Source organism: Mycobacterium sp. NGS61, from assembly GCF_059812325.1.
In genome coordinates this window covers 506,055-529,889 of sequence record NZ_JCALCL010000001.1, presented here as the reverse complement: position 1 = coordinate 529,889, position 23,835 = coordinate 506,055, and the positions used below count along the sequence as shown (strand labels likewise).

Below are 23,835 nucleotides of genomic sequence, written 5' to 3'. Positions count from 1 at the left end.
GATGGAGTGCCGTGGGACGCGGTCGGTCAGGGATGCTGCGGTGTGTTCGGTGTCCGGTCCGGATCATCCACGCGGATCAGGTCCTGATCATGCCGGTTGATGGCGTCGACGAACGACGCCTGATCGTGCAGGGCGATAGCCGCGACGATGTCGTCATGGACGTCGAGGCTGTTGGCCAACAGCGGTTCATAACCGGCGACGAAGACCACCCGGGTCAGCATCGCCCTGATACTGGTGACGAGCAACTGGTGCATGCCTTCCAGGACGGGGATGTGGGCTGCAGCAGCGACCACCCGATGAAAGGCGATGACGGAGTCGAAGAATCGCGGCGCGTCGGTGCTGGCCCGCAGCGTCGCCATCGCCGCACGCATCGCGGTGATGTCGGCACTGGTGGCCCGTTCGAACGCCGCCTTGGTGAGGCCGAACTCCAGATACAACCGCGCTTCGAAAAGGTCCAACGGGTGCGGTGTGGACGGCTGGAACCACAGGTCCAGGGCGCCCAATCGCACCTGCGGGGGCGCACTGGCCACGGTGATCCCGCCGCCCGGGCCGGGTTTGACCGCGACCAGGTCGCGGTCGCGCAGAATCCGCAACGTTTCGTTCATCACCGTTGGGCTGATCCCGAACCGGTCCATGATCTCCGAGCGGCGGCCCAGATGGGCGCCTACCGGCAGGCGGGCGTGCAGAATCTCGTGTTCCAAGTCTGCGGCGACGCGTTCCGCCCGAGAAGGGCCGCGAGACGAACCCGGCGGCTGTTCGCGAGGTGGCACGCAGTCCCCTTCCGGATCGTCGGCGCCACGGTAGCGCCGCAACACAAGTCTGGCAGAATCGGGCTCCCCATTGAGACAGGCATGCGCCATCCGCCGATGGCGGGCGGCGCCGGCACCGGCCTCCGGACGCGCGCGGTGCGCCGGAGTCCGGCTCGAGCGCCACCAATATGGTTGTCGCACAACGTAATCGCGATGTCGGAGGATGAAGGTGTCTGGCGCCCGGTGCAGTTGCGGAACTGGCGTTGTGATCACAGATCCGGTCGGCCGGGCCGGACGGGCGGCGGCCGGTCGCTGCCGGTAGTTGGACGTGTGCCCAGCAAACACAAGACGCCGTTTCCCGTGCTGGCGGCGAAAGTGCCCCTGTTGGGGTACTGATTATCCCTCTTGATGGAGCAGTCGGCGGACCGGCGCGCTGGATAGCGTTCCCACATGCCCTCGGCCACCCTTTTCTCTGCACGACCGCAGGCGACTGCTGTCGCCGGTGTGGTCGGTGCACGCCCCTGTGTTTCGGGGGGGAATTGATGCTGACCTCGGCCGTCGCCACCAAGCCGCTGCGGGCAGTCGGCGGTTTCTTCGCGATGTCGCTGGACGCCTTCGTGTTGATGTTCAGGCCGCCGATCGCCTGGCATGAATATCTGAACCAGAGTTGGTTCGTGGCGCGCGTATCGATGTTGCCCGCGTTGATGATGACGCTGCCCTACTCGGTGATCCTGACGTTCATCTTCAATATCCTGTTGACCGAGATCGGTGCCGGCGACTTCTCCGGAACCGGGGCGGCCGTCGGCACGGTGAACCAGATCGCGCCGATCGTCACCGTTTTGGTGGTGTCGGGCGCCGGCGCCACCGCCATGTGTGCGGACCTCGGCGCGCGCACCATCCGCGAGGAACTGGACGCACTGCGGGTGATGGGAATCAACCCCTTACAAGCCCTGGTGGTTCCGCGCGTGCTGGCGGCCACCACGGTGGCGCTGGCGCTGGAGTCGGCGGTGACTGTGGTGGGGCTGTCCGGTGCCTTCTTCTTCACGGTGTACGTCCAGCACGTCTCGGCGGGAGCGTTCGTCACCGGACTGACGACGCTCACCAGTCTGGGCGACGTCATCGTCTCGCTGGTCAAGGCGGCGCTGTTCGGTATGGCCGCCGGGCTGATCGCCTGCTACATGGGCATCTCGGTGGGTGGCGGCCCGGCCGGCGTCGGCAACGCGGTCAACGAGACGGTCGTGTTCACCTTCATGGTGCTGTTCGCGATCAATGTCATTGTGACCGCCGTCGGTATCCAGTTCACGGTGACATGAGTGCAATGACACATACGACCGCCTCCGTGAGTGTTCCGGCTGCAATGGCACCCCGATTGCGGCGCGCGGTCGGCAACGTCGTGCTGGGCTGGAATCGGGTCGGGTCCCAGATGCATTTCTACGCCGGGACATTGGGGTCCATTCCGGACGCGGTGGTCAACTACCGCGGTGAGTTGCTCCGGCTGATCGCCCAAATGGGTTTGGGCGCTGCGGCGCTGGCGATGATCGGCGGCACCGTGGTGATCGTCGGGTTCCTGACCATGACCACCGGCGCCCTGGTGGCGGTGCAGGGCTACAACCAGCTGTCTTCGGTGGGTATCGAAGCCCTGACCGGCTTCGCGTCGGCCTACTTCAATGTGCGGCTGATCGTGCCGGGAACCGCGTCGGTCGCGCTGTCGGCGACCATCGGTGCCGGCGCGACCGCGCAGATCGGCGCGATGCGGATCAACGAGGAGATCGACGCGCTCGAGGTGATCGGCATCCGCAGCGTCAGCTACCTGGCATCGACTCGGGTGGTGGCCGGCGTCGTGGTCGTCATTCCGCTGTACTGCGTGGCAATCATGATGGCATTTCTCGCATCTCGCGCCGGCACCACCGCGATCTACGGGCAGGGATCCGGTGTGTACGACCACTATTTCAACACCTTCCTCAGCCCCCGCGACATCATCTGGTCCTTCTTCCAGGTGGTGGCGATCACCGTCGTGATGATGCTCGTGCACACCTACTACGGGTTCAACGCGCACGGCGGTCCGGCCGGCGTCGGCGAGGCGGTCGGCCGGGCGGTGCGCACCTCGATGGTGGTCGCGGCGGTGGAGATCGTGATGATCACCCTGGCGGTGTACGGCCAGTCCGGCAACTTCCATCTTGCGGGTTAGCGACATGAAACATGCTGCGGGAGAGCACCGCATCCCTTCGGCCTGGTGGACAGTGATCCTGCTGGCGGCTGTCGGCGTCTTCATGTTCGTCACGACGACGGCGTTCGCCGGCACATTCCGGTCCTATGTGCCGGTGACCCTGACTTCTGATCGTGCGGGACTGGTCATGGAGGAAGGTGCCAAGGTCGAGATGCGGGGTGTGCAGGTCGGACGGGTCGGTGCCGTCGGCGACGCGCGGAACGCCGCCAGCTTGAAGCTGGAGATCGACCCCGACCAGATCCGCTACATCCCGTCCAATGTGCAGGCAAAGATCAGTGCCACCACCGCTTTCGGCGCAAAATTCGTCGAACTCGTCTATCCGGACAGCCCGAGCCGGACCCCGTTGGCTTCGGGTGCGGAGCTGCGCTCGACAAACGTCAGCACCGAAGTCAACACAGTTTTCCAGAATGTCGTCGATCTGTTGAAGATGATCGATCCGGTCAAGCTGAACGCGGTGCTGTCTGCGGTCGCCGACGGCGTGCGCGGCCAGGGCCCGCGGATGGGCCGGGCCACTACCGACCTCAACCAGGTGCTGCAGGCCCTGAACGCGCGTAGCGAAACCATGCGCCAGGACTGGCGTTCCTTCAAGAATTTCAACGACACCTACGACCGCGCGGCCCGAAACCTGGTGGCGATCCTGAATGCCGGCAGCACCACCAGTTCGACGGTGGTAGACCATGCCAAGTCGCTGGATGCGTTGCTGCTCAACATCATCGGCTTCTCGGGCGCCGGCACCAATCTGCTCGGCAACAGTAGAGACAACCTGGTCAACGGGATCAACGGCCTGGAACCGACTACCAATCTGCTGTTCAAGTACAGCCCGGAGTACACCTGCTTCCTGCAGGGCACCAAGTGGTATCTGGACAACGGAGGCTATGCGGCCTGGGGTGGCGACGGCCGCACGCTGCAACTGGATGTCGCGCTGCTGCTGGGCAACGATCCCTACGTCTTTCCCGACAACCTGCCGCGCGTCGCGGCCAAGGGCGGACCCGGCGGGAAACCGGGCTGCGGGTCGCTGCCGGACGCGTCGAAGAACTTCCCGGTGCGCCAGTTGATCACCAACACCGGCTGGGGCGACGGCCTCGACATCCGCCCCAATCCCGGTCTGGGACATCCGTGTTGGGCAAACTACCTTCCGGTGACCCGGGGGACACCCGAGCCGCCGTCGATCCGCCAGTGCCTTCCCGGGCCGGCGATCGGACCGAACCCGGGCGCACCACCGTACGGGGCGCCGCTGTACGGCCCAGGTGGCGTGCCGCTGTGGCCGGGAGTGCCACCCGCCGCCCCGGCGAGCGACCCCGCCCCGGCGGGGGTGCCACCCCCGCCGCCACCACCGAGCGAGCCGGGCCCGCCGCAACCGGGTCCCAACTGATCCCAACCCACCCCCATCCGCCCAGGAGAGAACACACAATGCGGGAGAACCTCAGAGGCATCGTGTTACGCCTCGCCATCTTCCTGGGCGTGTGTGGACTTGCCGCGACGTTGCTGGTCGGGGTATTCGGCGAGGTGCGGTTCGGTGCGGGCAACACCTACTATGCCGAGTTCACCAATGTGTCCAACCTGCGCGAGGGCAAACTGGTCCGCATCGCGGGCGTGGAGGTCGGCAAGGTCAACGCCATCTCGGTCAACCCCGATGCGACCGTGCATGTCGAGTTCACCGCCGACAAGTCGGTGACCCTCACCGAGGGAACCCGGGCGGCGATCCAGTACGACAACTTGTTCGGGGATCGCTACCTGGCGTTGCAGGAGGGTGCGGGCGGGGTTGCGGTGCTGCGCCCCGGCCAGACGATTCCGGTGGCCCGCACCCAGCCGGCGCTTGATCTGGATGCGTTGATCGGCGGCTTCCGCCCGCTGTTCCGGGCGCTCAACCCCGATCAGGTCAATGCGCTGAGCGAACAGTTGCTCGAGGCCTTTCAAGGTCAGGGGCCCACCATCGGCTCGTTCCTGAATCAGGCTGCCGCGGTGACCAATACGCTCGCCGACCGTGACGAGCTCTTCGGGCAGGTGATCACGAACCTCAACGTGGTGCTGGGTTCGCTTGGCGGACAGAGCGATCGGTTGGATAAGGCGGTCAGCTCACTAGCGGAGTTGATTCACGGGCTGGCCGCACGCAAGAACGACATCACCAATGCGGTGGCCTACACCAACGCCGCCGCCGGTTCGGTGGCCGACCTCATGGCGCAGGCCCGCGAACCGTTCCGCAAGGTGGTGCACGAGACCGACCGGGCAGCCGCGATCGCGGTGGCCGATCACGACTACCTGGACAACTTGCTCAACACGCTGCCCGACAAGTATCAGGCTCTGGTGCGCCAGGGCATCTACGGCGACTATTTCGCCTTCTACTTCTGCGATGTAGTGCTCAAGGTCAACGGCAAAGGCGGACAGCCGGTTTACGTAAAGGTGGCCGGCCAGAGCACGGGACGGTGTGCGCCGAAATGAAAAGCTTCTCCGAACGCAACCCGCTGATCATCGGCGCCGTCGGCCTGGTGGCGGTTACCGGTGTCGTCCTGGCGGCGCTGAACTACCAGAAGCTGCCCTTCTTCAACGACGGCAGGGACGTGTCCGCCTATTTCGCCGATGCAGGTGGGTTGCGCGACGGCAACACCGTCGAGGTTTCGGGCTATCCGGTGGGCAAGGTGTCCAGCATCGATCTCGAGCCGTCGGGTGTTCTGGTCAGGTTCAAGGTGGGCAAGGACATCCGGCTGGGGGACCGCACCGAGGCGGCCATCAAGACCAAGGGCCTGCTGGGCAGCAAGATCATCGACGTCCTGCCGCGCGGCGGTGGTTCGCTCGCCGGCCCGATTCCCATCGAGCGCACCATTTCGCCCTACCAGCTGCCCGAGGCGCTCGGCGACCTGGCGAACACCGTCAGCGGGCTCAACACCGAGCAGTTGTCCGGGTCGTTGAGCACGCTGGCGCACACCTTCGCCGACACCCCACCGGATCTGCACAACGCTCTGCTGGGCGTGGCGCGGTTCGCCGAGACACTCGACCGGCGCGACGCGCAACTGCGCACCCTGCTCAGTAATGCGGCCAAGGCCACCGGAGTGCTGGCCAAGCGCACCGACCAGATCGTGAACCTGGTGCATGATACGAACGCGCTGCTGGCTCAGCTGCGGATGCAGAGCGCAGCGCTGGGCCACATCTGGACCAACATGTCGGCGGTATCGCAGCAGCTGAAAGGTTTCATCGCAGAAAACCGGGAGCAGTTGCGTCCAGCGCTGGACAAGCTCAACGGGGTGCTGGCCATTGTCGAGAACCGCAAAGAGCGAATCCAGCAGGCGATCCCCATGATCAACAGCTATGTGATGTCGCTGGGGGAGTCGGTGTCATCCGGTCCCTTCTTCAAGGCATATGTGGTCAATCTGCTTCCGGGACAGTTCATTCAACCGTTCATCGGCGCGGCGTTCTCCGACCTGGGGTTGGACCCGGCCACCCTGCTGCCTTCGCAGCTGACCGACCCGCAGACCGGTCAGCCGGGAACCCCGCCACTGCCGATGCCGTACCCCCGGACCGGGCAGGGCGGCCCGCCGCGGATGACCCTGCCCGACGCGATCACCGGCAACCCCGGCGATCCTCGCTACCCGGTCCGGGTCGAGCCGCCGGCGCCGCCGCCCGGTGGACCGCCACCCGGCCCACCCGCGCAGGTCCCGGCCGCTGTCCCAACGCAGGCCCTGCAGTCGCCGGGAGGTGAACCGTGACAACCAGACTCCGGCGCCCCCGGTCCGTGCTCGGCACGGTACTCGCCCTGATTCTGGTCGCGGGCGTGGTCGTGGCGATGCGGGCGACCGACCGGTCCGAACGCAACCAGGTGGTGGCCTACTTCGAGAACAGCAATGGCCTGTTCGCCGGCGACGACGTGCGGATCCGGGGCGTCCCGGTCGGCAAGATCGTCAAGATCGAGCCACAACCGTTACGCGCCAAGGTGACCTTCTGGTTTGACCGCCAGTACAAGGTTCCCGCCGACGCCAAGGCCGCGATCCTGTCGCCGCAACTGGTCACCGGTCGGGCCATCCAGCTCACCCCGCCCTACAGCGGCGGGCCCACCATGGCCGACGGCGCCCAGATACCGCAGGACCGCACCGTGGTCCCGGTCGAATGGGACGACCTGCGCACCCAATTGCAACGCCTCACCGAGCTGCTCGCGCCGAGTCAGGCCGGTGGGGTGAGCACCCTGGGTTCACTGATCAACACCGCCGCCGACAACCTGCGCGGCCAGGGATCCACCATTCGCGACACCATTATCAAACTGTCGCAGGCGGTTTCGGCGCTCGGTGACCACAGCAACGACATCTTCACCACCTTCAAAGACCTGTCCACTCTGGTGACCGCACTGCACGACAGCGCCGACCTGCTCGAATCGCTCAACCGCAACCTGGCTTCGGTCACCTCGGTGCTGGCCGACGACCCGAATAAAGTCGGCAAAGCCTTCGAGGACCTCAATTCGGTGGTGGGCGACCTGCGCAGTTTTGTCGCCGATCATCGCGAGGCGGTCGGCACCACCTCGGACAAGCTGGCTTCGATCAGCCAGGCGGTGGTCGCCAGTCTCGATGACCTCAAGCAGACGCTGCACATCGGTCCGACGGTGCTGCAGAATTTCAACAACATCTTCGAACCCGCCAACGGCGCGCTGACCGGTGCACTGGCGGGCAGTAATATGGCCAACCCGATTGCGTTCCTGTGCGGGGCAATCGAGGCTGCTTCCCGGCTGGGTGGGGATCAGGCCGCCAAGCTCTGCGCCCAGTACATGGCGCCCATTTTCAAGAACCGCCAGTACAACTTCCCGCCGATCGGGGAGAACCTGTTCGTCGGAGCGCAGGCCCGGCCCAATGAGGTGACCTACAGCGAGGATTGGATGCGACCGGACTTCGTGCCGCCGGCCCCCGCCGACCCCGGCCCGGCGCCGACCCCCACCAATCCCGCGGCCGGACTGCCCGGCATGATGCTCCCACCGGGAGGTGGTTCGTGAGAACGCGATCCTGGCGGCACCGGTTCACCGGTCTGGCACTGCTCGCGCTGGTGGCTGCGACCTCGGGTTGTGGCTGGCATGGGCTGAATTCGCTGTCCCTGCCGGGCACACAGGGTGACGGCCCGGACTCGTTCTCGATTCAGGCGCAAATGCCCGACGTCAACAACATTCAGGCCAACTCCCGGGTCCGGGTCGCCGACGTGACCGTGGGCCACGTCGAGAAGATCGAGCGACAGGGTTGGCATGCGCTGCTGACCATGCGGCTCAATGGCGACGTATCGCTGCCCGCCAACGTCACCGCCAAGATCGGCACCACCAGCCTGCTCGGGTCCTACCACATCGAGCTGGCACCGCCGCCCAAAGGTGAAGCACCGCAGGGCAAGCTGCGGGAGGGATCGCTCATTCCGCTGTCCCGCGGCGGTGCATACCCCAGCACCGAGCAGACGCTGGCGGCGGTGTCGCTGGTGCTCAACGGCGGTGGAATCGGTCAGATCCAGGACATCACCGAGGCATTCAGCACGGCGTTCCGTGGTCGCGAGCAGGATCTGCGCAGCCTGATCGGCCAGTTGGACGCCTTCACCGCGAACGTCAACAACCAGTCCGGCGACATCATCGCAGCCACCGACAGCCTCAACCGCCTGGTCGGCAAGTTCGCCGAGCAGCAACCGGTGCTGGATCGCGCCCTGGCCACCATCCCCGACGCGCTCGCCGTACTCAACAGCGAACGGGACAACCTGGTCATGGCGGCCGATCAGCTGTCCAAATTCAGCGCGCTGACCGCAGACGCGGTCAACCGGACCAAGACGAACGTGGTCAACGAGCTCAAACAGCTTGGGCCCGTGCTGGAGTCGCTTGCCAACGCCGGGCCCAGCATGACGCGAGCCCTCAGCCTGCTGGCTACCTTCCCGTTCCCGAACGAGACATTCGAGAATTTCCTGCGCGGTGATTATGCGAACCTGACGGGGATCATCGACCTGACGTTGAGCCGAATCGACCAGGGGCTCTTCACCGGTACCCGGTGGGAGTGTCATCTGACCCAGCTGGAACTGCAGTGGGGCCGCACCATCGGCCAGTACCCCAGCCCGTGCACTTCCGGCTACCGGGGTACCCCCGGCAATCCACTGGCCATTCCGTACCACTGGGATCAGGGGCCGTAATGCTGCATCTACACCGGCGGGTCAAGATTCAACTGGCCGTCTTCAGCGTGATCGCACTGATCGCGATGGCGGTGATGGCGCTGCACTTCGTCCAGCTGCCCGCCATGATGTTCGGGATCGGCCACTACACCGTGTTGGTGGAGTTACCCGAATCGGGTGGGTTGTACAGCAGCGGCAACGTCACCTACCGCGGTACCGAGGTGGGCCGGGTGCAGTCGGTGCGCCTGCGCGACGGCGGGGTCGTCGCGGAGCTGTCGCTGAATTCCGGTGTCGGTATCCCGTCCGACCTCAAAGCCGAAGTGCACAGTCAATCCGCGGTCGGTGAGTCCTACCTGGAGTTGCTTCCCCGCAACGCCACCTCGGCGCCGCTGAAGGACGGCGATGTGATCCGGCGGCCCGACACGTCGGTACCGCCCAACATCAACGCGCTGCTCAGCGCGGCCAACGGCGCCTTGCAGGCGATCCCCCGGGACAACCTGAAAACCGTTGTCGACGAGTCGTATACGGCGGTGGGCGGACTCGGACCGGAGCTGTCCCGATTGGTCGCCGGGTCGACGAACCTGGCGATCGACGCCCGAAAGAACCTCGACCCGTTGCTCGCACTGATCGACCAGTCCAAGCCGGTGCTGGATTCTCAGACCCACACCTCGGCTGCGATCGCCGGCTGGGCATCCCACCTGGCCACTGTGACATCGGAATTGCAGGCCAACGACGATGCCGTGGCCGGCACCATCGACGGGGGTGGCCCGGCGTTCGCCGAGATGCGCAACCTCTTCGAGCGTGTGCAGCCGACCCTGCCGATCCTGCTCGCCAATCTGGTCAGCGTCGGGCAGGTCGCGCTCACCTACCAGAACGACATCGAGCAATTGCTGGTGGTCTTTCCAGAAGCCATCGCGGCCGAACAGGCCGGCATCCTCGGCAACCTCAACAGCAAGCAGCCCTACCACGGTCAATATCTGAGCTTCAACCTGAACCTCAACCTGCCGCCGCCCTGCGCCACCGGCTTTCTGCCCGCTCAGCAGCAGCGCAACGCCTCCCTCGTGGACTACCCGACACGCCCGCCCGGCGACCTGTACTGCCGGGTGCCGCAGGACTCGTGGCTCAATGTGCGCGGCGCGCGCAACATTCCGTGCGAGACGGTGCCCGGCAAACGTGCGCCGACGGTGAAGCTGTGCGAGAGCAACCAGCAATTCGTCCCGCTCAACGACGGTGACGCCTGGAAGGGAGACCCGAACGCGACGGTGTCGGGGCAGAGCATCCCGCAGCTGCCGCCCCCGCCCGGAGTCGCCGGGGCGCCGCCGCCGGCACTTCCGCCGCTTGCGGCAACACCCTACGACCCCGCCACCGGCACCTTCTTCGGTCCGGACGGTCAGGTGCACCCGCAGTCCGACCTCGCCCGGAACGCACCAAGGGACAAGACATGGCAATCGATGCTGCTGCCGCCAACGCCCTGACGGCACCGGCTCACCCATGGCTAGAAAGGAGTCATGCATGACCGTATCAAGTTCTGCCACAATCGATTTGGACGACCGCGCCGAGATCCAGGAGCCAGCCGATGACGGCGACGCGGTTGCCGCGGACGCCGAGTCCGAGCCTAGCGCCAAGTCTCGGTTGCGCAGGCCCATGTCCGCGCCGCGACGGGCGACACTGTTCGGCTTGTGCGTGGTGCTCGCCCTCACCGGGCTGGCCGGTTGGTGGGGTTGGCGGCTGCACCAATCGCAGCAGACGCAGGCGCAGCGCAGTCACTACCTGCAGGTGGCCAAGCAGGGCGCGCTGAACCTGACCACCATCAACTGGCAGCACGCCGACGCCGACGTGCGCCGGATACTGGATGGCGCGACCGGCCAGTTCCACGATGACTTCGCCAAACGGTCGCAACCGTTCGTCGAGGTACTTCAGCAGGCCAAAGCGGTCACCGTGGGGACCGTCACCGAGGCCGCGCTGGAATCCGAAACACCGGACGGCGCACAGGCTCTGGTGCTGGTGTCGGTGCGTACGTCCAACGCCGGCGAACCCGACCCGGTGCCGCGGGCCTGGCGAATGCGGATCAACGTGCAGCGAGTCGGCACCGATATCAAGGTGTCTAACGTGGGGTTTGTGCAATGAGTCCGATGCTGTTGCGGCGCAACAAAAAGACCGATGCGGAGCCGGTGGTCGACATCGACACCGTCGAAGAAATCGAAGACGTCAAAGACACCGAAGGCGCCGAAGGCACCGAAGACACCACAGAGACTGAAGACATCGACGACGCCGAAGACATTAAGGCCGCGGACCTCGAGCAGCACGCGAGTCGGTGGCGCCGGGTGAACTGGTCGCGCACTGTCGCATACGGTCTGCTGCCCGCACTGGCACTGGTGCTCACCGGCGTCGTCGGCGTGCTGGACTGGCGGGACAACGCGACCCGCAACGCCGCGGCGACCGACACCGACGCGGTGCGGGCCGCCGCCGACGGCACCATCGCACTGCTGTCCTACAAGCCCAACACGGTGCAGGCCGACCTGGAGGCGGCGCGGAATCGACTGACCGGCGCCTTCCTGCAGGCGTACACGACGCTGACCCGCGACGTGGTGATCCCCGGTGCGCAACAGAAGCAGATTTCCGCGGTGGCTACCGTGCCGGCCGCCGCGCCGACGTTGGTGACCCCCGACCACGCGGTGGTGCTGCTGTTCGTGAATCAGAACGTGGTGGTGGGCCAGGACGCCCCCGCGAGCACCGCGTCCAGCGTGCGGGTCACCCTCGACAAGATCGACGGCCGGTGGCTGATCTCGAAGTTCGATCCGGTCTGAGGCAGGGGAGTCTGACATGCGACATCGACAACTGGCCACGTCGGCATTGCTCGCCGCCGCCGCGGGCACGGTCCTGGGGGCACCCGTGGCACATGCCGACAACAAGCGGCTCAACGACAGCGTGGTGGCCAACGTCTACACCGTCCAGCATCAGGCTGGTTGCACCAATGACGTGACCATGAGCCCGGCCCTGCAACTGGCTGCCCAACAGCATGCCCAGGACATGATGGCCAATCGAAACCTGGACGGCGACATCGGCTCCGACGGTTCCACGCCACAGGACCGGGCGGGCGCCGCCGGATACCCGGGCCGGGTGACCGAAACCGTGGCCATCAATCCGGCGATGGCGATCAGCAGCGTCGAGTTGATGAACGAGTGGGTTTCCAACCCCGGCTACGTGGCGATCATGTCCGATTGCAGTAACGGTCAAATCGGGGTCTGGTCGGAGAACAGCCTGGATCGCACCGTGGTGGTGGCGGTCTACGGGCAGTCCGGCAAGCCGCCCCCCAGCACGCAGATCGCCCAGACCGGGCCGGCCCCGGTGGTGGTGTTGCCGCCGAACGTACCGACCGACCCCAGCCCGCAGTACGACGCCTCCGATGAAGTCGAGTTCGCGATCAGCTGGTTCCCCTGGATCCTGCGCGGCGTGTACCCGCCGCCGGCGATGCCGGCGCAATAACCGGCGGATACCGGGGCGCTACCCCGCCGGCGGCGGTTGGTAGCCTGCCGCGGAATTGCGCAACTGCCAGATCTGGTCGGGGCACAACAGGTTAACCGCATAGGACACCAGATAATTCGCGGCGAACTCGTCGTTGGGGGTGACGTCGTTCTTCACCTCACCCAGGACGGCCGGGTACGGCTTGCCGGCAGCGACCTTATCACAGATGCCGTGGCCGTAACCGAGCGCGTCGTTGCCGGCGGGCCAGTTGTAATGCCGGCGCACCGTCACGTTGTACATGTATTCCACCTGGGGGTCCGGTGCGGCCTGCGCCGGTGGCGCCGACACGTACGCCGCGAATGAGGCCGTCGCGACGGTGCACCAAGCAGTCACGGATTTCCGGCCCGTGGCATGTGCCGCCGTACGTTCGCGGGCACCGAGCCGGAGGGCGATCAACAGCAACACCCCGGTCAGTACCCAGCTCGCGGAGGTCAGGATCGCCTGCCAGGTGAGGTCGTTTCCGTGGTCTAGAGGTGGCATCCGCCAACCCTATGGATCGGCGGCAACCGGCGCATCACCCGATCGAAGGTTTTCCGAACCCTCCCCAGGGGTGCCATGATGTCGGCGCCACCGAGATATGTTGGCAGTCAGCTGAGTTGACCGGGTAGCTCGGCGAGTGCACGGTTGGTGGTCGGCACCTGTATGGCGAGCGCCTGGCCGCGGTTCTCGGTTTCCAGTGCGGCCTGGAAGGAGTTGTTCTCGAAGGCGCGCAGCATCGAGTTCTTGGTGGAGCGGACGCTGTCATCGGAGTTGGCGGCGATCGATTCGGCCAGCGCGAGCGCCGCGTCGAGCGCAGTGGTGGTGTCGCACAGTTGGTTGACCAGACCGATCCGCAGTGCCTCGGCCGCTCGCACGGTGCGCCCGGTGAAGGCGATCTCGGCGGCCCGACCGGGTCCGACAATGCGGGCCAGATTCCAGGAGGTGCCCAATTCGCCGATCGACAGACCGATCCGGACGAAACCGGCACTGAAACTTGCTGTCCGGTCCGCGATTCGGATATCGGTGGCCAGCGCCAGCGACAATCCGCCGCCGGCGGCCGGCCCGCTGACCGCGGCGATGACGGGGTAGGGCAGGGCGCGCAGCCCGGTGGATCCGGCGGCGGCCGTCTCGACCAGATCAGTGAAGTCCGCGACCGACATCCGGGTCAGCACGTCGATCTCGGCGAGGTCGAATCCGGTGCAGAAGGTCTTGCCGCCGGCGCCGGTGATGATCAGTGCCCGCAGCTGTGCATGCCGCAGCACGTCTGCGGCCCAGGCGATCTCACCGAACATCTCGATGGTCTGCGAGTTGCCGCGGTCGGGGCGGTTCACCTTCATCACCACCACGCCGGACCGGTGCTGGTCGAAGGCGAGGGTGTGGGCGGTGCGCAGTTCGTCAAGCACATCGTCCAGTGGTCGTCGCGCCACCCGATTCCATTGGGGCACTACAGGATTGATGCTCATCGTCCGGAGAAATTCGGTGTGCGTTTGGTTTTGAACGCGTCCAGTGCCTCACTCATGTCGTCGCAGCGGGTGAGCAGCGCCTGCCCGCGGTTCTCCAGTTCGAGCGCCGCGGCGAAGGATGCGACTTCCAGATTGGCCTGCAGGGCCCGTTTGGACAGCCGAATGCCGCCGGGGGAGTTGGCGCAGATCTGGCCGGCCAGCTCCAGGGTCTGCTTGAGCAGGTCGTCCGTGCCGGTCACCCGGTTGAGCAGGCCCAGCCGTTCGGCCTCCTCGGCCTCGACAATGCGGCCGGTGAAACCGATTTCGGCGGCCGCGGCCGGTCCGATCAAGCGCGGCAACAGCCACGACGCGCCCAGGTCACCGGCCGACAGGCCGATCCGCACGAACGCCGCGTTGAACTTCGCCGCCGGTGATCCCAGCCGAATGTCGGCCATCAGCGTCAGCGACATGCCGCCGCCGGCCGCCGCGCCGTTGACCGCGGCAATCACCGGCACCGGGATGGCCCGCACCGCGCCCAGGGCGCGGGCGGCGCGTTCCTGCCGGTCCAGCATGCCCAGTGCCGAGAGGGACGCCAGTTCCTCGGCCTCGTCGAGGTCGTAGCCGGCGCAGAATGCCTTGCCCGCGCCGGTCAGGATCACGACCCGCGCCGAGCGATCGTCGCCGATCGCGCGGGCCACTGATTCCAGCTCGTCGAACATGGCCACCGTCATGGCGTTGTAGCGGTCCGGACGGTTCAGGGTCACCTGGATCACTCCGTCTGTCGGCGATTCGACGCACAGCGTCTGATAACTGCGGTGCAGGTTGTTCACAGGTATCTCCCGGGGGTGCTTAAGCGAAGTGCGGCGAGCGCTTGGCGAGGAACGCGTCCAGGCCCTCGATCGCTTCGCCGTGTTCGAACAGGTCCTGGATCTGGTCGACCTCGAAGCGCAGACCCTCGGCCAGTGGGCGGTCGTAGGCGGCGTCGACGGTGCGCACCACTGCCAGCTGGGCGGGGGTGGACAACGCCGACAGTTCGGCGGCCAGCTCTCGCGCGGCGGCCGGTGCGGTGATACCCGGCTCGGCCAGTCGGTCGATCAGGCCGATCGCCAGCGCCTCGTCTGCACCCACCTGGCGGCCGGTCAGCATGAGGTCCAGCGCCCGACCCCGCCCGAGTACGCGTGGAAGTCGTTGAGTGCCACCGGCGCCGGGGATCAGGCCGAGCTTGACCTCCGGCAGGCCCAGGCGGGCCCGCGTCGTGGCGACCCGCATGGTGCAGGCCAACGCCAACTCGAGTCCACCGCCCAGTGCGAGGCCGTCGATCGCGGCGACCGATACGAGCGGCAGGCCGGCCAGTCGCTCGACCGCGCCCCGCAGCGCATCCCCGTATTCGCGGAACGACGTGGCGTCGACGCTGGACATGTGCTTGATGTCCGCGCCTGCCGCGAAGAATCCGTCCACCGCCGACGTCACCACCAGTACCTTGGCTTGGGTGGTGGCGACGTAGTCCATCGCCTGGTGCAGGCCGGCGATGATCGCCGGCCCCAGGGCGTTGGCGGGCGGCTTGTCGAGCACCACTTCGATGACGGCACCGTCATGGTTCAATGCGACCGGGTCGCGGGTTGCGGGTTGTACCATTGGATCTCCTTCGAGCGCTGCGTAACTGGATCAGCCGGCCGGTCAGGCCATCGTCAGTCCGCCGCTGACCGAGAGCGTCTGACCGGTGACGTACTCGGCGGCGTCGGAAGCGAAGAAGGCCACCGCGGCAGCGACGTCCGCTGGCTGGCCGAGTCGCTTCATCGGCACTGAGCGGGTCATCCCGCCGATCACCTTGTCGGCATCCTGCCCGGAGCTGTCGGCGAACTTGCGCAGTGCCGGGGTGTCGGTGGGGCCCGGGCAGACCACGTTCGCAGTGACGCCCTTGGTGGCGACTTCGCGTGCCAGTGTCTTGGTGAACGCGATAATGCCACCTTTGGCCCCGGAGTAGACCGCCTCCAGTGACGAGCCGACCCGGCCGGCATCCGAGCCGATATTGATCACCCGGCCGAAGCCACGCTCGACCATGCCCGGCACCACTGCGTGCAGCACCCGTAGTGCGCCTTTGAAGTTGATGTCGATGATCTTGTCCCAGAACTCTTCTGAGGTCTTCAGGAAGGGCATGAAGTCGTCCCAGCCGGCGTTGTTCACCACGACCTCGATCTCACCCAGTTCGGCAGCGACCATCTTGACCGCGCTGCGGACCGACTCGGTGTTGGTCACATCGACCTGGACTGCGATGGCTTCCCCGCCGGCTTCGGCGATCCGCTTCGCGGTGGCTTCGGCGGCTTCCAGGTTCAGGTCGGCGATCGCCACCCGGAATCCGTTGGCTCCCAGCGTTTCCGAGATTCCTTGACCGATGCCTTGGGCACCGCCCGTGACGAACGCGACCCGATTACTCATCAATTTCTCCTTGTGGTGATTGGTAGTGACGCTAGTGGCAGAAACGTTTGTCCGAACCTGCAGACCAGTCGATCGGCCCAGCGATGATGGAGTGGCTGGTCAGGGTGCGGCCGAGTACGTTCTGGGCGGCTCGGGCAGCGTCGATCAGACTCGGCAGCGAGATGCCGGTCGAGACGCCCATCTCCTCGAACATGCTGACCAGATCCTCCGAAGCGATGTTTCCGGTGGATCCTCTAGGGACGGGGCAACCACCGAGTTCGCCGAAACTGGACTCGAAGCTGGTGCACCCGGCCTGCAGCGCGGCAAAGGCGTTGGCCAGGCCCTGGCCGCGGGTGTTGTGGAAGTGCGCCGTGACCTCCACGCCGGGCAGTCGTTCGATGGCCGCGGTGAAGAACTCACCTACGTAGGCGGGGTTGGCCATGCCGGTGGTGTCGCCGAACCCCACTTCGGTGGCACCGGCCGCCGCGAATTGTTCGGCGATGTCGAGGACCCGGTTCATCGGCACCCGGCCTTCGAAGGGGCAACCGTAGGAGGTGGCGATCACGGCGGCGCACTTGAGATTCTCGGCGACAATGCGTTTGGCAATGATCTCGTTGTCAGCCATCGACTCGGCGATCGTCCGGTTCACATTCTTCTTGTTGTGTGTCTCCGATCCGCTGACGAAGATCGCGACCTCTGAGAACGTGTCCCGCACCCGCAGCGCGTTGTCGAGCCCTTTGCTGTTGGGCACCAACACCATCAGCGATACGTCGGCGGGGACGGTGACGCCACGCAGCACTTCGACTCCGTCGGACAGCTGCGGGATGACGTCGGGGCGGACGAAGCTGGCCACCTCGATGCGCCGCAGCCCGGTCTGGGCGAGCCGATTGATCAGGTCGATCTTGTCGCTGGTGGCGATAGTTTCCGGTTCGTTCTGAAATCCGTCGCGAGGGCCCACTTCCCGGATGTGGACCTGCCTGGGCAAGGCGCTCACAGCGTGCTCCCTTCAAGTAGTTCATCGCGGAATCGGGGGTCGGCGATCTGTATGAGTCGGTGGGCGCGCTCCCGCAGACTGCGGCCGCGCAGATGTGCGACACCGTATTCGGTGACGACGACGTCGACGTCGGAACGCGCTGTGCTCACCACCCCACCGTCGAGGAACGGCTTGATTGTCGACTGGCCGCCGGAGGTCGCACGCAAGGCGATGATCGACCGCTTTCCGGTGAGCGAGGCCGCCCGGGTGAAGTCGACCTGCCCACCGACCGCACCGACGTACACGCCGCGACTCACCTCCGCACCGACCTGGCCGGTGAGGTCGACCTCGACGGCGAAGTTGATGGACACCAGTGATTGCAGTTGCGAAAGTATCCGCGGGCTATGGGTGTAACTGATGGGCAGGAAGCAGACGGGCATCTCGGGCAGCCGGGTGTACAGCTCAGCCGACCCCAGCGCGGTACCGGCCACGATCACGCCGGGATCGATCTCTTTGCGACTGCCGGTGACCACGCCCTTGTCCACCAGCCGCAGCAACCCGTCGGTGACCATGCCGGTATGAACTCCCAGATGCTCGTGTCCGGCCAGCGCGTCGAGTACCGCGCTACCCATCGAGCCGACGCCCAACTGCACGGTGTCGCCGTCGTCGATCAGTTCGGCGATATGGCTGGCGATGCGTTGTTCGGTGTCGCCGGGCGGACGGGTGGGATCCTCGGCCAGCGGCCGGTCGGTGGTGACCCACGCCGCAAAGCGCTCGAGCGGAATACGAGGAGCGCCAAGGGTTTCGGGCATTCTCTGGTTGATCTCGGCGATCAGCACCGGGGTGTGCGGTATGGCATCGGCGACATAGTCGACGCCGATGCCCAACGAACAGGTGCCGTCCGCGTCGGGCGGGGAGACTTGGACGAGACCGACATCGCAGGGCAGCAGTCGTTCGGCAAACATGCGCGGCAGTGCCGAGTAGTGGCACGGCACCACATCGAGACGTCCGGAACGGCTCAGCTCGCGAAGTTGGCCGAGGCCGCCGTAGGAGGACATCGACATGCGGCCCGGAATTGTGATGGCGAGTTGGTCATTCCAGCTCAGCCCGGTGAAGACCTGAATCGGGCCGATCCGCGGGTTCTGCAGAATCAGGGCGTCGACCAGTGGCCGGGGTTCGGCCGCGGCCTGGCCCCACCAGACTCCGTCGCCGCGGCTGAGGTGACTGCTGAAGTCGATCACGGTGCGGACTCGCTCATGCCGAGACCCGTTGCAATAGCGTCGCAGTGCCCAATCCGCCACCACAGCACATCGTCACCAGCGCGAGGTCGGCGTCGCGGCGTTCGAGTTCGGCGACCACCGTCGCCGTCAACCGGGCGCCGGTAGCGCCCACCGCGTGCCCGAGGGCGATAGCTCCGCCGTTGACGTTGACCCGGTCGGTGTCCGGTTGCAATTCCTGCTGCCACGCCAGAACCACCGACGAGAACGCCTCGTTGACTTCGAACAGGTCGATGTCGTCGATATCGATATTATTGCGCTGCAACAGTTTCCGGGTAGCCGGGATGGGGCCGGTCAGCATGATGATCGGGTCCACCCCGACGGTGGTCTGGTCGACGAGACGGGCGCGCGGGTGTAGATCGAACCTGCGCACGGCCGCGTCCGAGCACAGCAGCACGGCGGCGGCACCGTCGCTGATCGGTGACGACGAGCCCGCAGTGATCCGGCCGTTCTCCTTGCGGAACACCGGTTTCAGGTTGGCCAGGGTCGCTACCGTGGTGTCCGGCCGGACACATTGATCGGAGTACCGGATCTGCCCGTCAAGTGTCATCGGGACCATTTCGCCCTGGAACCGCCCGTCGGCGATGGCTTTGGCGGCGAGCGTGTGTGAGCGTGCGGCAAACTCGTCCATTTCGGCGCGGCCCAGCTGCCAGCGATCCGCGATCAGTTCGGCGCTTTCCCCTTGGTGCACAAAGTCATAACGGTCCCGCAGTTCGGCCGGCCAAGGGTCGCCGTAGAGCTCGGAGATCTTGGCGGGTGAGTCGATCGGGACCCGGCCCATGTGTTCGACGCCGCCGGCGATCACCACATCGTGGGTACCGGAAGCCACCAGGGCCGCACCCATCGCCAGTGCGGTCTGCGCCGATCCGCAGCGCCGGTCCAGCGTGGTGGCGGGCACCTCGGGCGGATATCCGGCCTGCAACCAGGCGTTGCGTGCGATGTTGCGGGACTGCTCGCCGAACGGTGCCGTGCAGCCGATCACCAGATCCTCTACCGTTGCGGAATCGATTCCGGTGCGGGTGACCAGCTCGGTATAGCAGGCGGCGAGCATTGCATTCGGATGGGTGTCGCGGTACCAGCCGCGCTCCGGGTGTGACTTCCCAATCGGGGTACGCACTGCTTCGGTGATGTACACCGCACGCCCGGTCGATGCGAACGGCCCGTTGATGGTGCGCCCCATCAGATCACCGTCCCGCCGTCAACCGGCAACACCTGGCCAGTGATGTAGGAGCCCGCGTCGGAGGCCAAAAAGACGAACGTGGGTGCGATCTCGTCGGGGAACGCCCAGCGGCCCAACGGTATTCGCGCGAGAGTTTTGGCTGCCAGCTTTTCGTTGCCGCGGATGTTGGCTGTCATGGCCGTTGCGGCCAGTGGGGCGACGGCGTTGACGGTGATCGACTGCCGCGCCAACTCCTTGGCCAGGGACTTGGTCAGGCCGACGATTCCGGCCTTCGCCGCACCGTAATTGGCTTGGCCGATGGTCCCCGTCAGGCCCGCCGCGGAAGTGACGTTGATGATTCGGCCGGTGCCGTCGGTCGGCAGGTGCGGCAGGGCGGCTTGACTGCACACGAAGCTACCCACCAGGTGGATGTCGACGATGCGACGGAAGTTCTCCTCCGAGAGGTCGCCGAACATGGCCGGGGCGATGGCGCCGGCGTTGTTCACTAGGACGTGCAGGGCGCCGCCACCGAGTTCTGCTGCGGCGCCGGCGGCTTCGGCAGCGGCGGCCGAGTCGCGCACGTCCAGGACGAACGGCTGCGCGACACCCCCGGCGGCCACGATCGACTCCGCGGTGGCTACGGCGGCGTCCTTGTCGATATCGGTCACCAGCACCGCTGCGCCGGCTGCCGAGAAGGCGCGGGCAATAGCCTCGCCGACGCCGCTGCCGGCACCGGTCACCAGTGCCGAGCGGCCGTCGAGTCGGAACACGTCTCTGGGGGCATTCATCAGTAGCTCCTCGGCAGACCCAGCACGTGTTCGCCCAGGTAGTTGAGCACCATCTCCTGGCTGATCGGTGCGATGCGGGTGAGTCGGGCTTCGCGGAAGTAACGCGCGACGTGGTATTCCTCCGAGTAGCCCATACCGCCATGGGTTTGCACCGCGCGATCCGCCGCGTCGAAAGCGGCGTCGGCACACAAATACTTGGCGGTATTCGCCTCGCGCGCACAGGGTTTGCCGTTGTCGTAGAGCCAGGTGGCTTTGCGCAGGATCAGTTCGGCGGCGTCCAGGCGGGCCAGCGAATCGGCGAGCGGGAACTGCAGGCCCTGATTCATCCCGATCGGCCGTCCGAACACTTCCCGCTCGTTGCCGTAGCGGACGGCCGCGCGTAGCGCGGCCCGCCCCATGCCGAGCGCTTCGGCGGCGATCAGGCAGCGCTCTGGGTTCAGGCCGTCCAGGATGTAGCGGAAACCGTGGCCCTCCTCACCGACGCGGTCCTCCACCGGGATCTCGAGGCCGTCGATGAAGAGTTCATTGGACGACACCGCGTTCCGCCCCATCTTGGGGATCGGGCGGATCTCGACTTTGTCGCGGTCCAGGTCGGTGAAGAACAGCGTCATACCGTCGGTCTTGCGCTTGACTTCGTCGAACTTCGTGGTCCGGGTCAGTAGCAGAATCTTTTCGGATTCCAGCGCTTTCGAGATCCACACCTTGCGACCGTTGACTACGTAGCGGTTGCCCTCGCGGCGGGCGAAAGTACTGATCTTGGTGGTGTCCAGGCCCGCACCGGGCTCGGTGACACCGAAGCAGACATGCAGATCGCCGGTGACAATGCGCGGCAGATTGCGCGCCTTGAGATCCTCGGAGCCGTGCACGATCACCGGGTGCATGCCGAAGATCGACATGTGCATGGAACTTGCGCCGTTCATCCCGGCGCCACTGGCCGCGACTTCCTCCAACAGGATCGAGGCTTCGGTTATGCCGAAGCCGTGGCCGCCGTAGTCCTCGGGAGTTGTGATGCCCAGCCAACCACCGCTGGCGAAGGCGTCGTAGAACTCGGACGGAAACTCGTGGTTCTGGTCCTTCGTCAGCCAGTAGTGGTCGTCGAATTTTGCGGCCAATTCGGCGACGGCTTCTCGGATCGTCTGTTGATCCTCGCTCAGTTGGAAGTCCACACCGATCTCCGCTCGACGATGCCTACGAAAGATTTATCAGCTCGAGTGCAAATCATACTAATGGACAGACCAAAAAGAAACCGGTGCGCTGCCATCGGCGTCACGCGGTGGCGGGCAGTAACGGCAGCGCCGCCGCTATGCGTTCATTCCAGGTAGCCGGTGCGCCGAACAGCGTCCGGTCCAGCTTGGCGCGCTTGTAGAACAGCTGCAGGTCGTGCTCCCAGGTGTAACCCACCGCGCCGTGCAGTGTCAGGGCACTGTCCGCGACCTCAGCTGCCCCGCTGGTGACCTGGGCCTTGGCCACCGCCGCGTGGACGGCCCGATCGGGCAACTGTTCCTCGGCGGATTGAGCGGCGTAGTACACGATGGACATCGAGGATTCGATGGTGACCAGCATCTGCGCGGCGGCGTGTTTGACCGCCTGGAACGAACCGATCGGTTGTCCGAACTGATGGCGCTGTTTGCTATATTCCACGGCCAGGCCGAGCATCCGCTCGGCCGCACCGAGCGCGTCGGCGGCGACGAGAACCCCTGCCCAGGTGGAAATTTCGCTGAGAACGCTGGTGGCGTCGACGTCGAGCCGGCGTGCGGTGACGTCGTCGAGTTCGACGTCGGCAACCTCCCGTGACCGGTCCAGGAGTGAGCGGGAGCGGATGTCAACCCCTGCCTCGGCGACGTCGACCAGCCACAGGGTTGCGCCGGTGTCGTCGGTGACCGGAACCAACAGGTGCCGCGCCCGCGCCGCGGCGAGCACACACGGAATCTGCCCGTGCAACCGGTTTACGCTGGCGCGCACCGGCCCGAACCCCGCCGGAATGCGATCGGCACGCACCGCCAGCGCGGTCACCTCACCGGACTCCGTAGCAGCTCGGGCCAGGGCTGGTTCGCAGGCCAGGGTCGGGACGACGAGCGCGGTCTGCAGCCACCCGGCCGACGGTGCGGCCGTGCGCCCGAGCTCGCGCGCGGTGAGCGCCAGCTCCAACAGGCCGCCGCCCTGACCGCCGAGTTCCTCGCTCAAACCGACCCCGGCCCAACCCTCCTCGACGAAGATGTGCTCAAAGGACCTCGGATCCCGGTTCTCCAGCCAGCCGCGCACCGTGGCTGCGTCAGCCCGGTCGGCCAGCCACTCCCGTAGCGACGTCGCGAACAGTTGTTGCTCTGCGGACAGCTCCCAATGCATGACCTTCTCGCCCTTCAACTTCGGAAGTCGCGTCCCGAGCCGACTCCGCTTCTCGGCCCAGCTCTTTCAACATGAACCATGTCGTGATGGTGAGGTAGCCGCCCCAGACGGCAACCGGGACATAGAACGCCAGCAACCCGTGGTAGGCGAACGGTCCGCTCTTCAGGAACGCCGGCCCGGCGGCGAAGAACAACGTCAGCGCGCCGGCAAAGGTCAGCCAGGTGAACCAGCGCGGAACCATCGGTTGATCGCGGTGATCCATCAGCTCCACCACGCCGGTCGCAGCCATCTCGATTGCCAGATAGATCCAGCCCAGTAGGAAGGCGAACCAGGCCCAGTCGTAGAAAGCCTGGATGACGTCGGATCCGCTCTCTCTGCGGTAGGCCGACACGATCCACGCGCAGGCATTGAGGAAGACGATCAGCGAGATGAAGACGCCGCACACCGCGGTGGTGAACGACCATACCGGCCGCCGGCCCTCGATCTTGGCCAGCATGATGCCGAACATGATGGAGCCGGGGGTGAGGATTCCGGCGGCAACGTAGAAGACGCTGCAGCCGATAATCGTGCCCCAGTGGTGCGTTTCGCTGAACCACACCTTGGTCGCGTTCATCCCCAGGTCGGCTCTCGCGGGATGGTAGAAGTGCGCGATGCCTAGCCAGCCGATCGCGGTGAGCGCCACGAAAATCCAGTTGCACCACAGTGCAATCCGCTGCGAGCCGTAACCTTCGCGGTTCCGCATCATTCGCCCATCGTCATCGGTGACCAACAATGATTCGATAGTACAAATGGACTGACCAAAAATTCAAGGGCTGCGGCAGACCTGGCGGTGCTGCTCTGACCGGTGTCC

General features: G+C 65.9%; 24 protein-coding genes. 11 read left to right on the top strand and 13 right to left on the bottom strand.

The features are described from left to right. Positions 1–26: 26 nt before the first annotated feature. The gene (locus tag AC5Y3Z_RS02605; protein ID WP_463827603.1) at positions 27–770 is read right to left on the bottom strand and encodes a FadR/GntR family transcriptional regulator; all 744 of its coding nucleotides are present in this window, start codon (positions 768–770) and stop codon (positions 27–29) included. Between the two features lie 521 nt (positions 771–1,291). Between AC5Y3Z_RS02605 and AC5Y3Z_RS02600 the strand changes: the two genes are divergently transcribed. From AC5Y3Z_RS02600 to AC5Y3Z_RS02550, 11 genes are read left to right on the top strand one after another with little or no spacing between them, the layout of a single operon-like run. Next, positions 1,292–2,062 carry an MlaE family ABC transporter permease gene (locus AC5Y3Z_RS02600; RefSeq protein WP_463827604.1) on the top strand — a complete coding sequence of 257 codons (771 nt, stop codon included), beginning with the start codon at positions 1,292–1,294 and terminating at the stop codon, positions 2,060–2,062. A gap of 44 nt (positions 2,063–2,106) precedes the next feature. Next, complete coding sequence (locus tag AC5Y3Z_RS02595; RefSeq protein ID WP_463827783.1) at positions 2,107–2,937, top strand: ABC transporter permease; 831 nt, start codon at positions 2,107–2,109, stop codon at positions 2,935–2,937. 4 nt (positions 2,938–2,941) lie between these two features. Further along, positions 2,942–4,348, top strand: a complete 1,407-nt coding sequence (locus AC5Y3Z_RS02590; RefSeq protein WP_473139155.1) for an MCE family protein — start codon at positions 2,942–2,944, stop codon at positions 4,346–4,348. 38 nt (positions 4,349–4,386) lie between these two features. Further along, complete coding sequence (locus AC5Y3Z_RS02585) at positions 4,387–5,415, top strand: virulence factor Mce family protein (protein ID WP_473139154.1); 1,029 nt, start codon at positions 4,387–4,389, stop codon at positions 5,413–5,415. Next, complete coding sequence (locus tag AC5Y3Z_RS02580; protein WP_473139153.1) at positions 5,412–6,677, top strand: MCE family protein; 1,266 nt, start codon at positions 5,412–5,414, stop codon at positions 6,675–6,677. Before AC5Y3Z_RS02585 ends, AC5Y3Z_RS02580 begins: the two co-directional genes overlap by 4 nt. Further along, the gene (locus AC5Y3Z_RS02575; RefSeq protein WP_473139152.1) at positions 6,674–7,945 is read left to right on the top strand and encodes a virulence factor Mce family protein; all 1,272 of its coding nucleotides are present in this window, start codon (positions 6,674–6,676) and stop codon (positions 7,943–7,945) included. Before AC5Y3Z_RS02580 ends, AC5Y3Z_RS02575 begins: the two co-directional genes overlap by 4 nt. Positions 7,946–7,977: 32 nt before the next feature. Beyond that, on the top strand, positions 7,978–9,102 hold the full coding sequence (locus AC5Y3Z_RS02570) for a virulence factor Mce family protein (protein ID WP_463827784.1): 1,125 nt from the start codon (positions 7,978–7,980) through the stop codon (positions 9,100–9,102). A 2-nt stretch (positions 9,103–9,104) separates the two neighbouring features. After that, the gene (locus AC5Y3Z_RS02565) at positions 9,105–10,556 is read left to right on the top strand and encodes an MCE family protein (protein WP_463827785.1); all 1,452 of its coding nucleotides are present in this window, start codon (positions 9,105–9,107) and stop codon (positions 10,554–10,556) included. Positions 10,557–10,593: 37 nt separating this feature from the next. Next, entirely contained in the window at positions 10,594–11,208 is a 615-nt protein-coding gene (locus AC5Y3Z_RS02560; RefSeq protein WP_473139151.1) for an Rv1363c family protein, read from the top strand. After that, positions 11,205–11,888 (top strand): hypothetical protein, encoded by a 684-nt coding sequence (locus AC5Y3Z_RS02555; protein WP_473139150.1) that lies wholly within the window; start codon positions 11,205–11,207, stop codon positions 11,886–11,888. The genes AC5Y3Z_RS02560 and AC5Y3Z_RS02555 overlap by 4 nt, the downstream gene beginning before the upstream one ends. A 16-nt stretch (positions 11,889–11,904) precedes the next feature. Further along, positions 11,905–12,567 (top strand): CAP domain-containing protein, encoded by a 663-nt coding sequence (locus AC5Y3Z_RS02550; RefSeq protein WP_473139149.1) that lies wholly within the window; start codon positions 11,905–11,907, stop codon positions 12,565–12,567. An 18-nt stretch (positions 12,568–12,585) separates the two neighbouring features. Here AC5Y3Z_RS02550 and AC5Y3Z_RS02545 read toward each other — a convergent pair whose 3' ends face one another. From AC5Y3Z_RS02545 to AC5Y3Z_RS02490, 12 genes are all read right to left on the bottom strand, one after another. After that, a complete protein-coding gene (locus tag AC5Y3Z_RS02545) occupies positions 12,586–13,086 on the bottom strand; it encodes a DUF732 domain-containing protein (RefSeq protein ID WP_463827612.1) in 501 nt (166 codons plus the stop codon). A gap of 107 nt (positions 13,087–13,193) precedes the next feature. Beyond that, the gene (locus AC5Y3Z_RS02540) at positions 13,194–14,048 is read right to left on the bottom strand and encodes an enoyl-CoA hydratase/isomerase family protein (protein ID WP_473139148.1); all 855 of its coding nucleotides are present in this window, start codon (positions 14,046–14,048) and stop codon (positions 13,194–13,196) included. After that, positions 14,045–14,857 carry an enoyl-CoA hydratase/isomerase family protein gene (locus AC5Y3Z_RS02535; protein WP_473139147.1) on the bottom strand — a complete coding sequence of 271 codons (813 nt, stop codon included), beginning with the start codon at positions 14,855–14,857 and terminating at the stop codon, positions 14,045–14,047. The genes AC5Y3Z_RS02540 and AC5Y3Z_RS02535 overlap by 4 nt, the downstream gene beginning before the upstream one ends. A 19-nt stretch (positions 14,858–14,876) precedes the next feature. After that, a complete protein-coding gene (locus AC5Y3Z_RS02530) occupies positions 14,877–15,662 on the bottom strand; it encodes an enoyl-CoA hydratase/isomerase family protein (protein WP_463827615.1) in 786 nt (261 codons plus the stop codon). A gap of 42 nt (positions 15,663–15,704) precedes the next feature. Further along, a complete protein-coding gene (locus AC5Y3Z_RS02525) occupies positions 15,705–16,463 on the bottom strand; it encodes an SDR family NAD(P)-dependent oxidoreductase (RefSeq protein WP_473139146.1) in 759 nt (252 codons plus the stop codon). Between the two features lie 31 nt (positions 16,464–16,494). Further along, complete coding sequence (locus AC5Y3Z_RS02520; protein ID WP_463827617.1) at positions 16,495–17,436, bottom strand: hydroxymethylglutaryl-CoA lyase; 942 nt, start codon at positions 17,434–17,436, stop codon at positions 16,495–16,497. Further along, a complete protein-coding gene (locus AC5Y3Z_RS02515; RefSeq protein WP_473139145.1) occupies positions 17,433–18,656 on the bottom strand; it encodes an acetyl-CoA hydrolase/transferase family protein in 1,224 nt (407 codons plus the stop codon). Before AC5Y3Z_RS02515 ends, AC5Y3Z_RS02520 begins: the two co-directional genes overlap by 4 nt. A gap of 13 nt (positions 18,657–18,669) precedes the next feature. Further along, complete coding sequence (locus tag AC5Y3Z_RS02510) at positions 18,670–19,872, bottom strand: thiolase family protein (RefSeq protein WP_473139144.1); 1,203 nt, start codon at positions 19,870–19,872, stop codon at positions 18,670–18,672. Beyond that, positions 19,872–20,639 carry an SDR family NAD(P)-dependent oxidoreductase gene (locus AC5Y3Z_RS02505; protein ID WP_463827620.1) on the bottom strand — a complete coding sequence of 256 codons (768 nt, stop codon included), beginning with the start codon at positions 20,637–20,639 and terminating at the stop codon, positions 19,872–19,874. Before AC5Y3Z_RS02505 ends, AC5Y3Z_RS02510 begins: the two co-directional genes overlap by 1 nt. After that, complete coding sequence (locus AC5Y3Z_RS02500; RefSeq protein WP_463827621.1) at positions 20,639–21,805, bottom strand: acyl-CoA dehydrogenase family protein; 1,167 nt, start codon at positions 21,803–21,805, stop codon at positions 20,639–20,641. Before AC5Y3Z_RS02500 ends, AC5Y3Z_RS02505 begins: the two co-directional genes overlap by 1 nt. A gap of 100 nt (positions 21,806–21,905) precedes the next feature. Beyond that, positions 21,906–22,985 carry an acyl-CoA dehydrogenase family protein gene (locus tag AC5Y3Z_RS02495; protein WP_473139143.1) on the bottom strand — a complete coding sequence of 360 codons (1,080 nt, stop codon included), beginning with the start codon at positions 22,983–22,985 and terminating at the stop codon, positions 21,906–21,908. Further along, positions 22,912–23,730 carry a hypothetical protein gene (locus AC5Y3Z_RS02490; protein WP_473139142.1) on the bottom strand — a complete coding sequence of 273 codons (819 nt, stop codon included), beginning with the start codon at positions 23,728–23,730 and terminating at the stop codon, positions 22,912–22,914. Before AC5Y3Z_RS02490 ends, AC5Y3Z_RS02495 begins: the two co-directional genes overlap by 74 nt. Positions 23,731–23,835 lie beyond the last annotated feature (105 nt).

What these genes read in the sequence shown, in the direction of transcription:
- AC5Y3Z_RS02600 (WP_463827604.1), top strand. Translation starts at nt 1,292, where the DNA reads ATGCTGACCTCGGCCGTCGCCACCAAGCCGCTGCGGGCAGTCGGCGGT.
- AC5Y3Z_RS02595 (WP_463827783.1), top strand. Translation starts at nt 2,107, where the DNA reads ATGGCACCCCGATTGCGGCGCGCGGTCGGCAACGTCGTGCTGGGCTGG.
- AC5Y3Z_RS02590 (WP_473139155.1), top strand. Translation starts at nt 2,942, where the DNA reads ATGAAACATGCTGCGGGAGAGCACCGCATCCCTTCGGCCTGGTGGACA.
- AC5Y3Z_RS02585 (WP_473139154.1), top strand. Translation starts at nt 4,387, where the DNA reads ATGCGGGAGAACCTCAGAGGCATCGTGTTACGCCTCGCCATCTTCCTG.
- AC5Y3Z_RS02580 (WP_473139153.1), top strand. Translation starts at nt 5,412, where the DNA reads ATGAAAAGCTTCTCCGAACGCAACCCGCTGATCATCGGCGCCGTCGGC.
- AC5Y3Z_RS02560 (WP_473139151.1), top strand. Translation starts at nt 10,594, where the DNA reads ATGACCGTATCAAGTTCTGCCACAATCGATTTGGACGACCGCGCCGAG.
- AC5Y3Z_RS02555 (WP_473139150.1), top strand. Translation starts at nt 11,205, where the DNA reads ATGAGTCCGATGCTGTTGCGGCGCAACAAAAAGACCGATGCGGAGCCG.
- AC5Y3Z_RS02550 (WP_473139149.1), top strand. Translation starts at nt 11,905, where the DNA reads ATGCGACATCGACAACTGGCCACGTCGGCATTGCTCGCCGCCGCCGCG.
- AC5Y3Z_RS02545 (WP_463827612.1), bottom strand. Translation starts at nt 13,086, where the DNA reads ATGCCACCTCTAGACCACGGAAACGACCTCACCTGGCAGGCGATCCTG.
- AC5Y3Z_RS02540 (WP_473139148.1), bottom strand. Translation starts at nt 14,048, where the DNA reads ATGAGCATCAATCCTGTAGTGCCCCAATGGAATCGGGTGGCGCGACGA.
- AC5Y3Z_RS02530 (WP_463827615.1), bottom strand. Translation starts at nt 15,662, where the DNA reads ATGGTACAACCCGCAACCCGCGACCCGGTCGCATTGAACCATGACGGT.
- AC5Y3Z_RS02525 (WP_473139146.1), bottom strand. Translation starts at nt 16,463, where the DNA reads ATGAGTAATCGGGTCGCGTTCGTCACGGGCGGTGCCCAAGGCATCGGT.
- AC5Y3Z_RS02510 (WP_473139144.1), bottom strand. Translation starts at nt 19,872, where the DNA reads ATGGGGCGCACCATCAACGGGCCGTTCGCATCGACCGGGCGTGCGGTG.
- AC5Y3Z_RS02505 (WP_463827620.1), bottom strand. Translation starts at nt 20,639, where the DNA reads ATGAATGCCCCCAGAGACGTGTTCCGACTCGACGGCCGCTCGGCACTG.
- AC5Y3Z_RS02495 (WP_473139143.1), bottom strand. Translation starts at nt 22,985, where the DNA reads ATGCATTGGGAGCTGTCCGCAGAGCAACAACTGTTCGCGACGTCGCTA.
- AC5Y3Z_RS02490 (WP_473139142.1), bottom strand. Translation starts at nt 23,730, where the DNA reads ATGATGCGGAACCGCGAAGGTTACGGCTCGCAGCGGATTGCACTGTGG.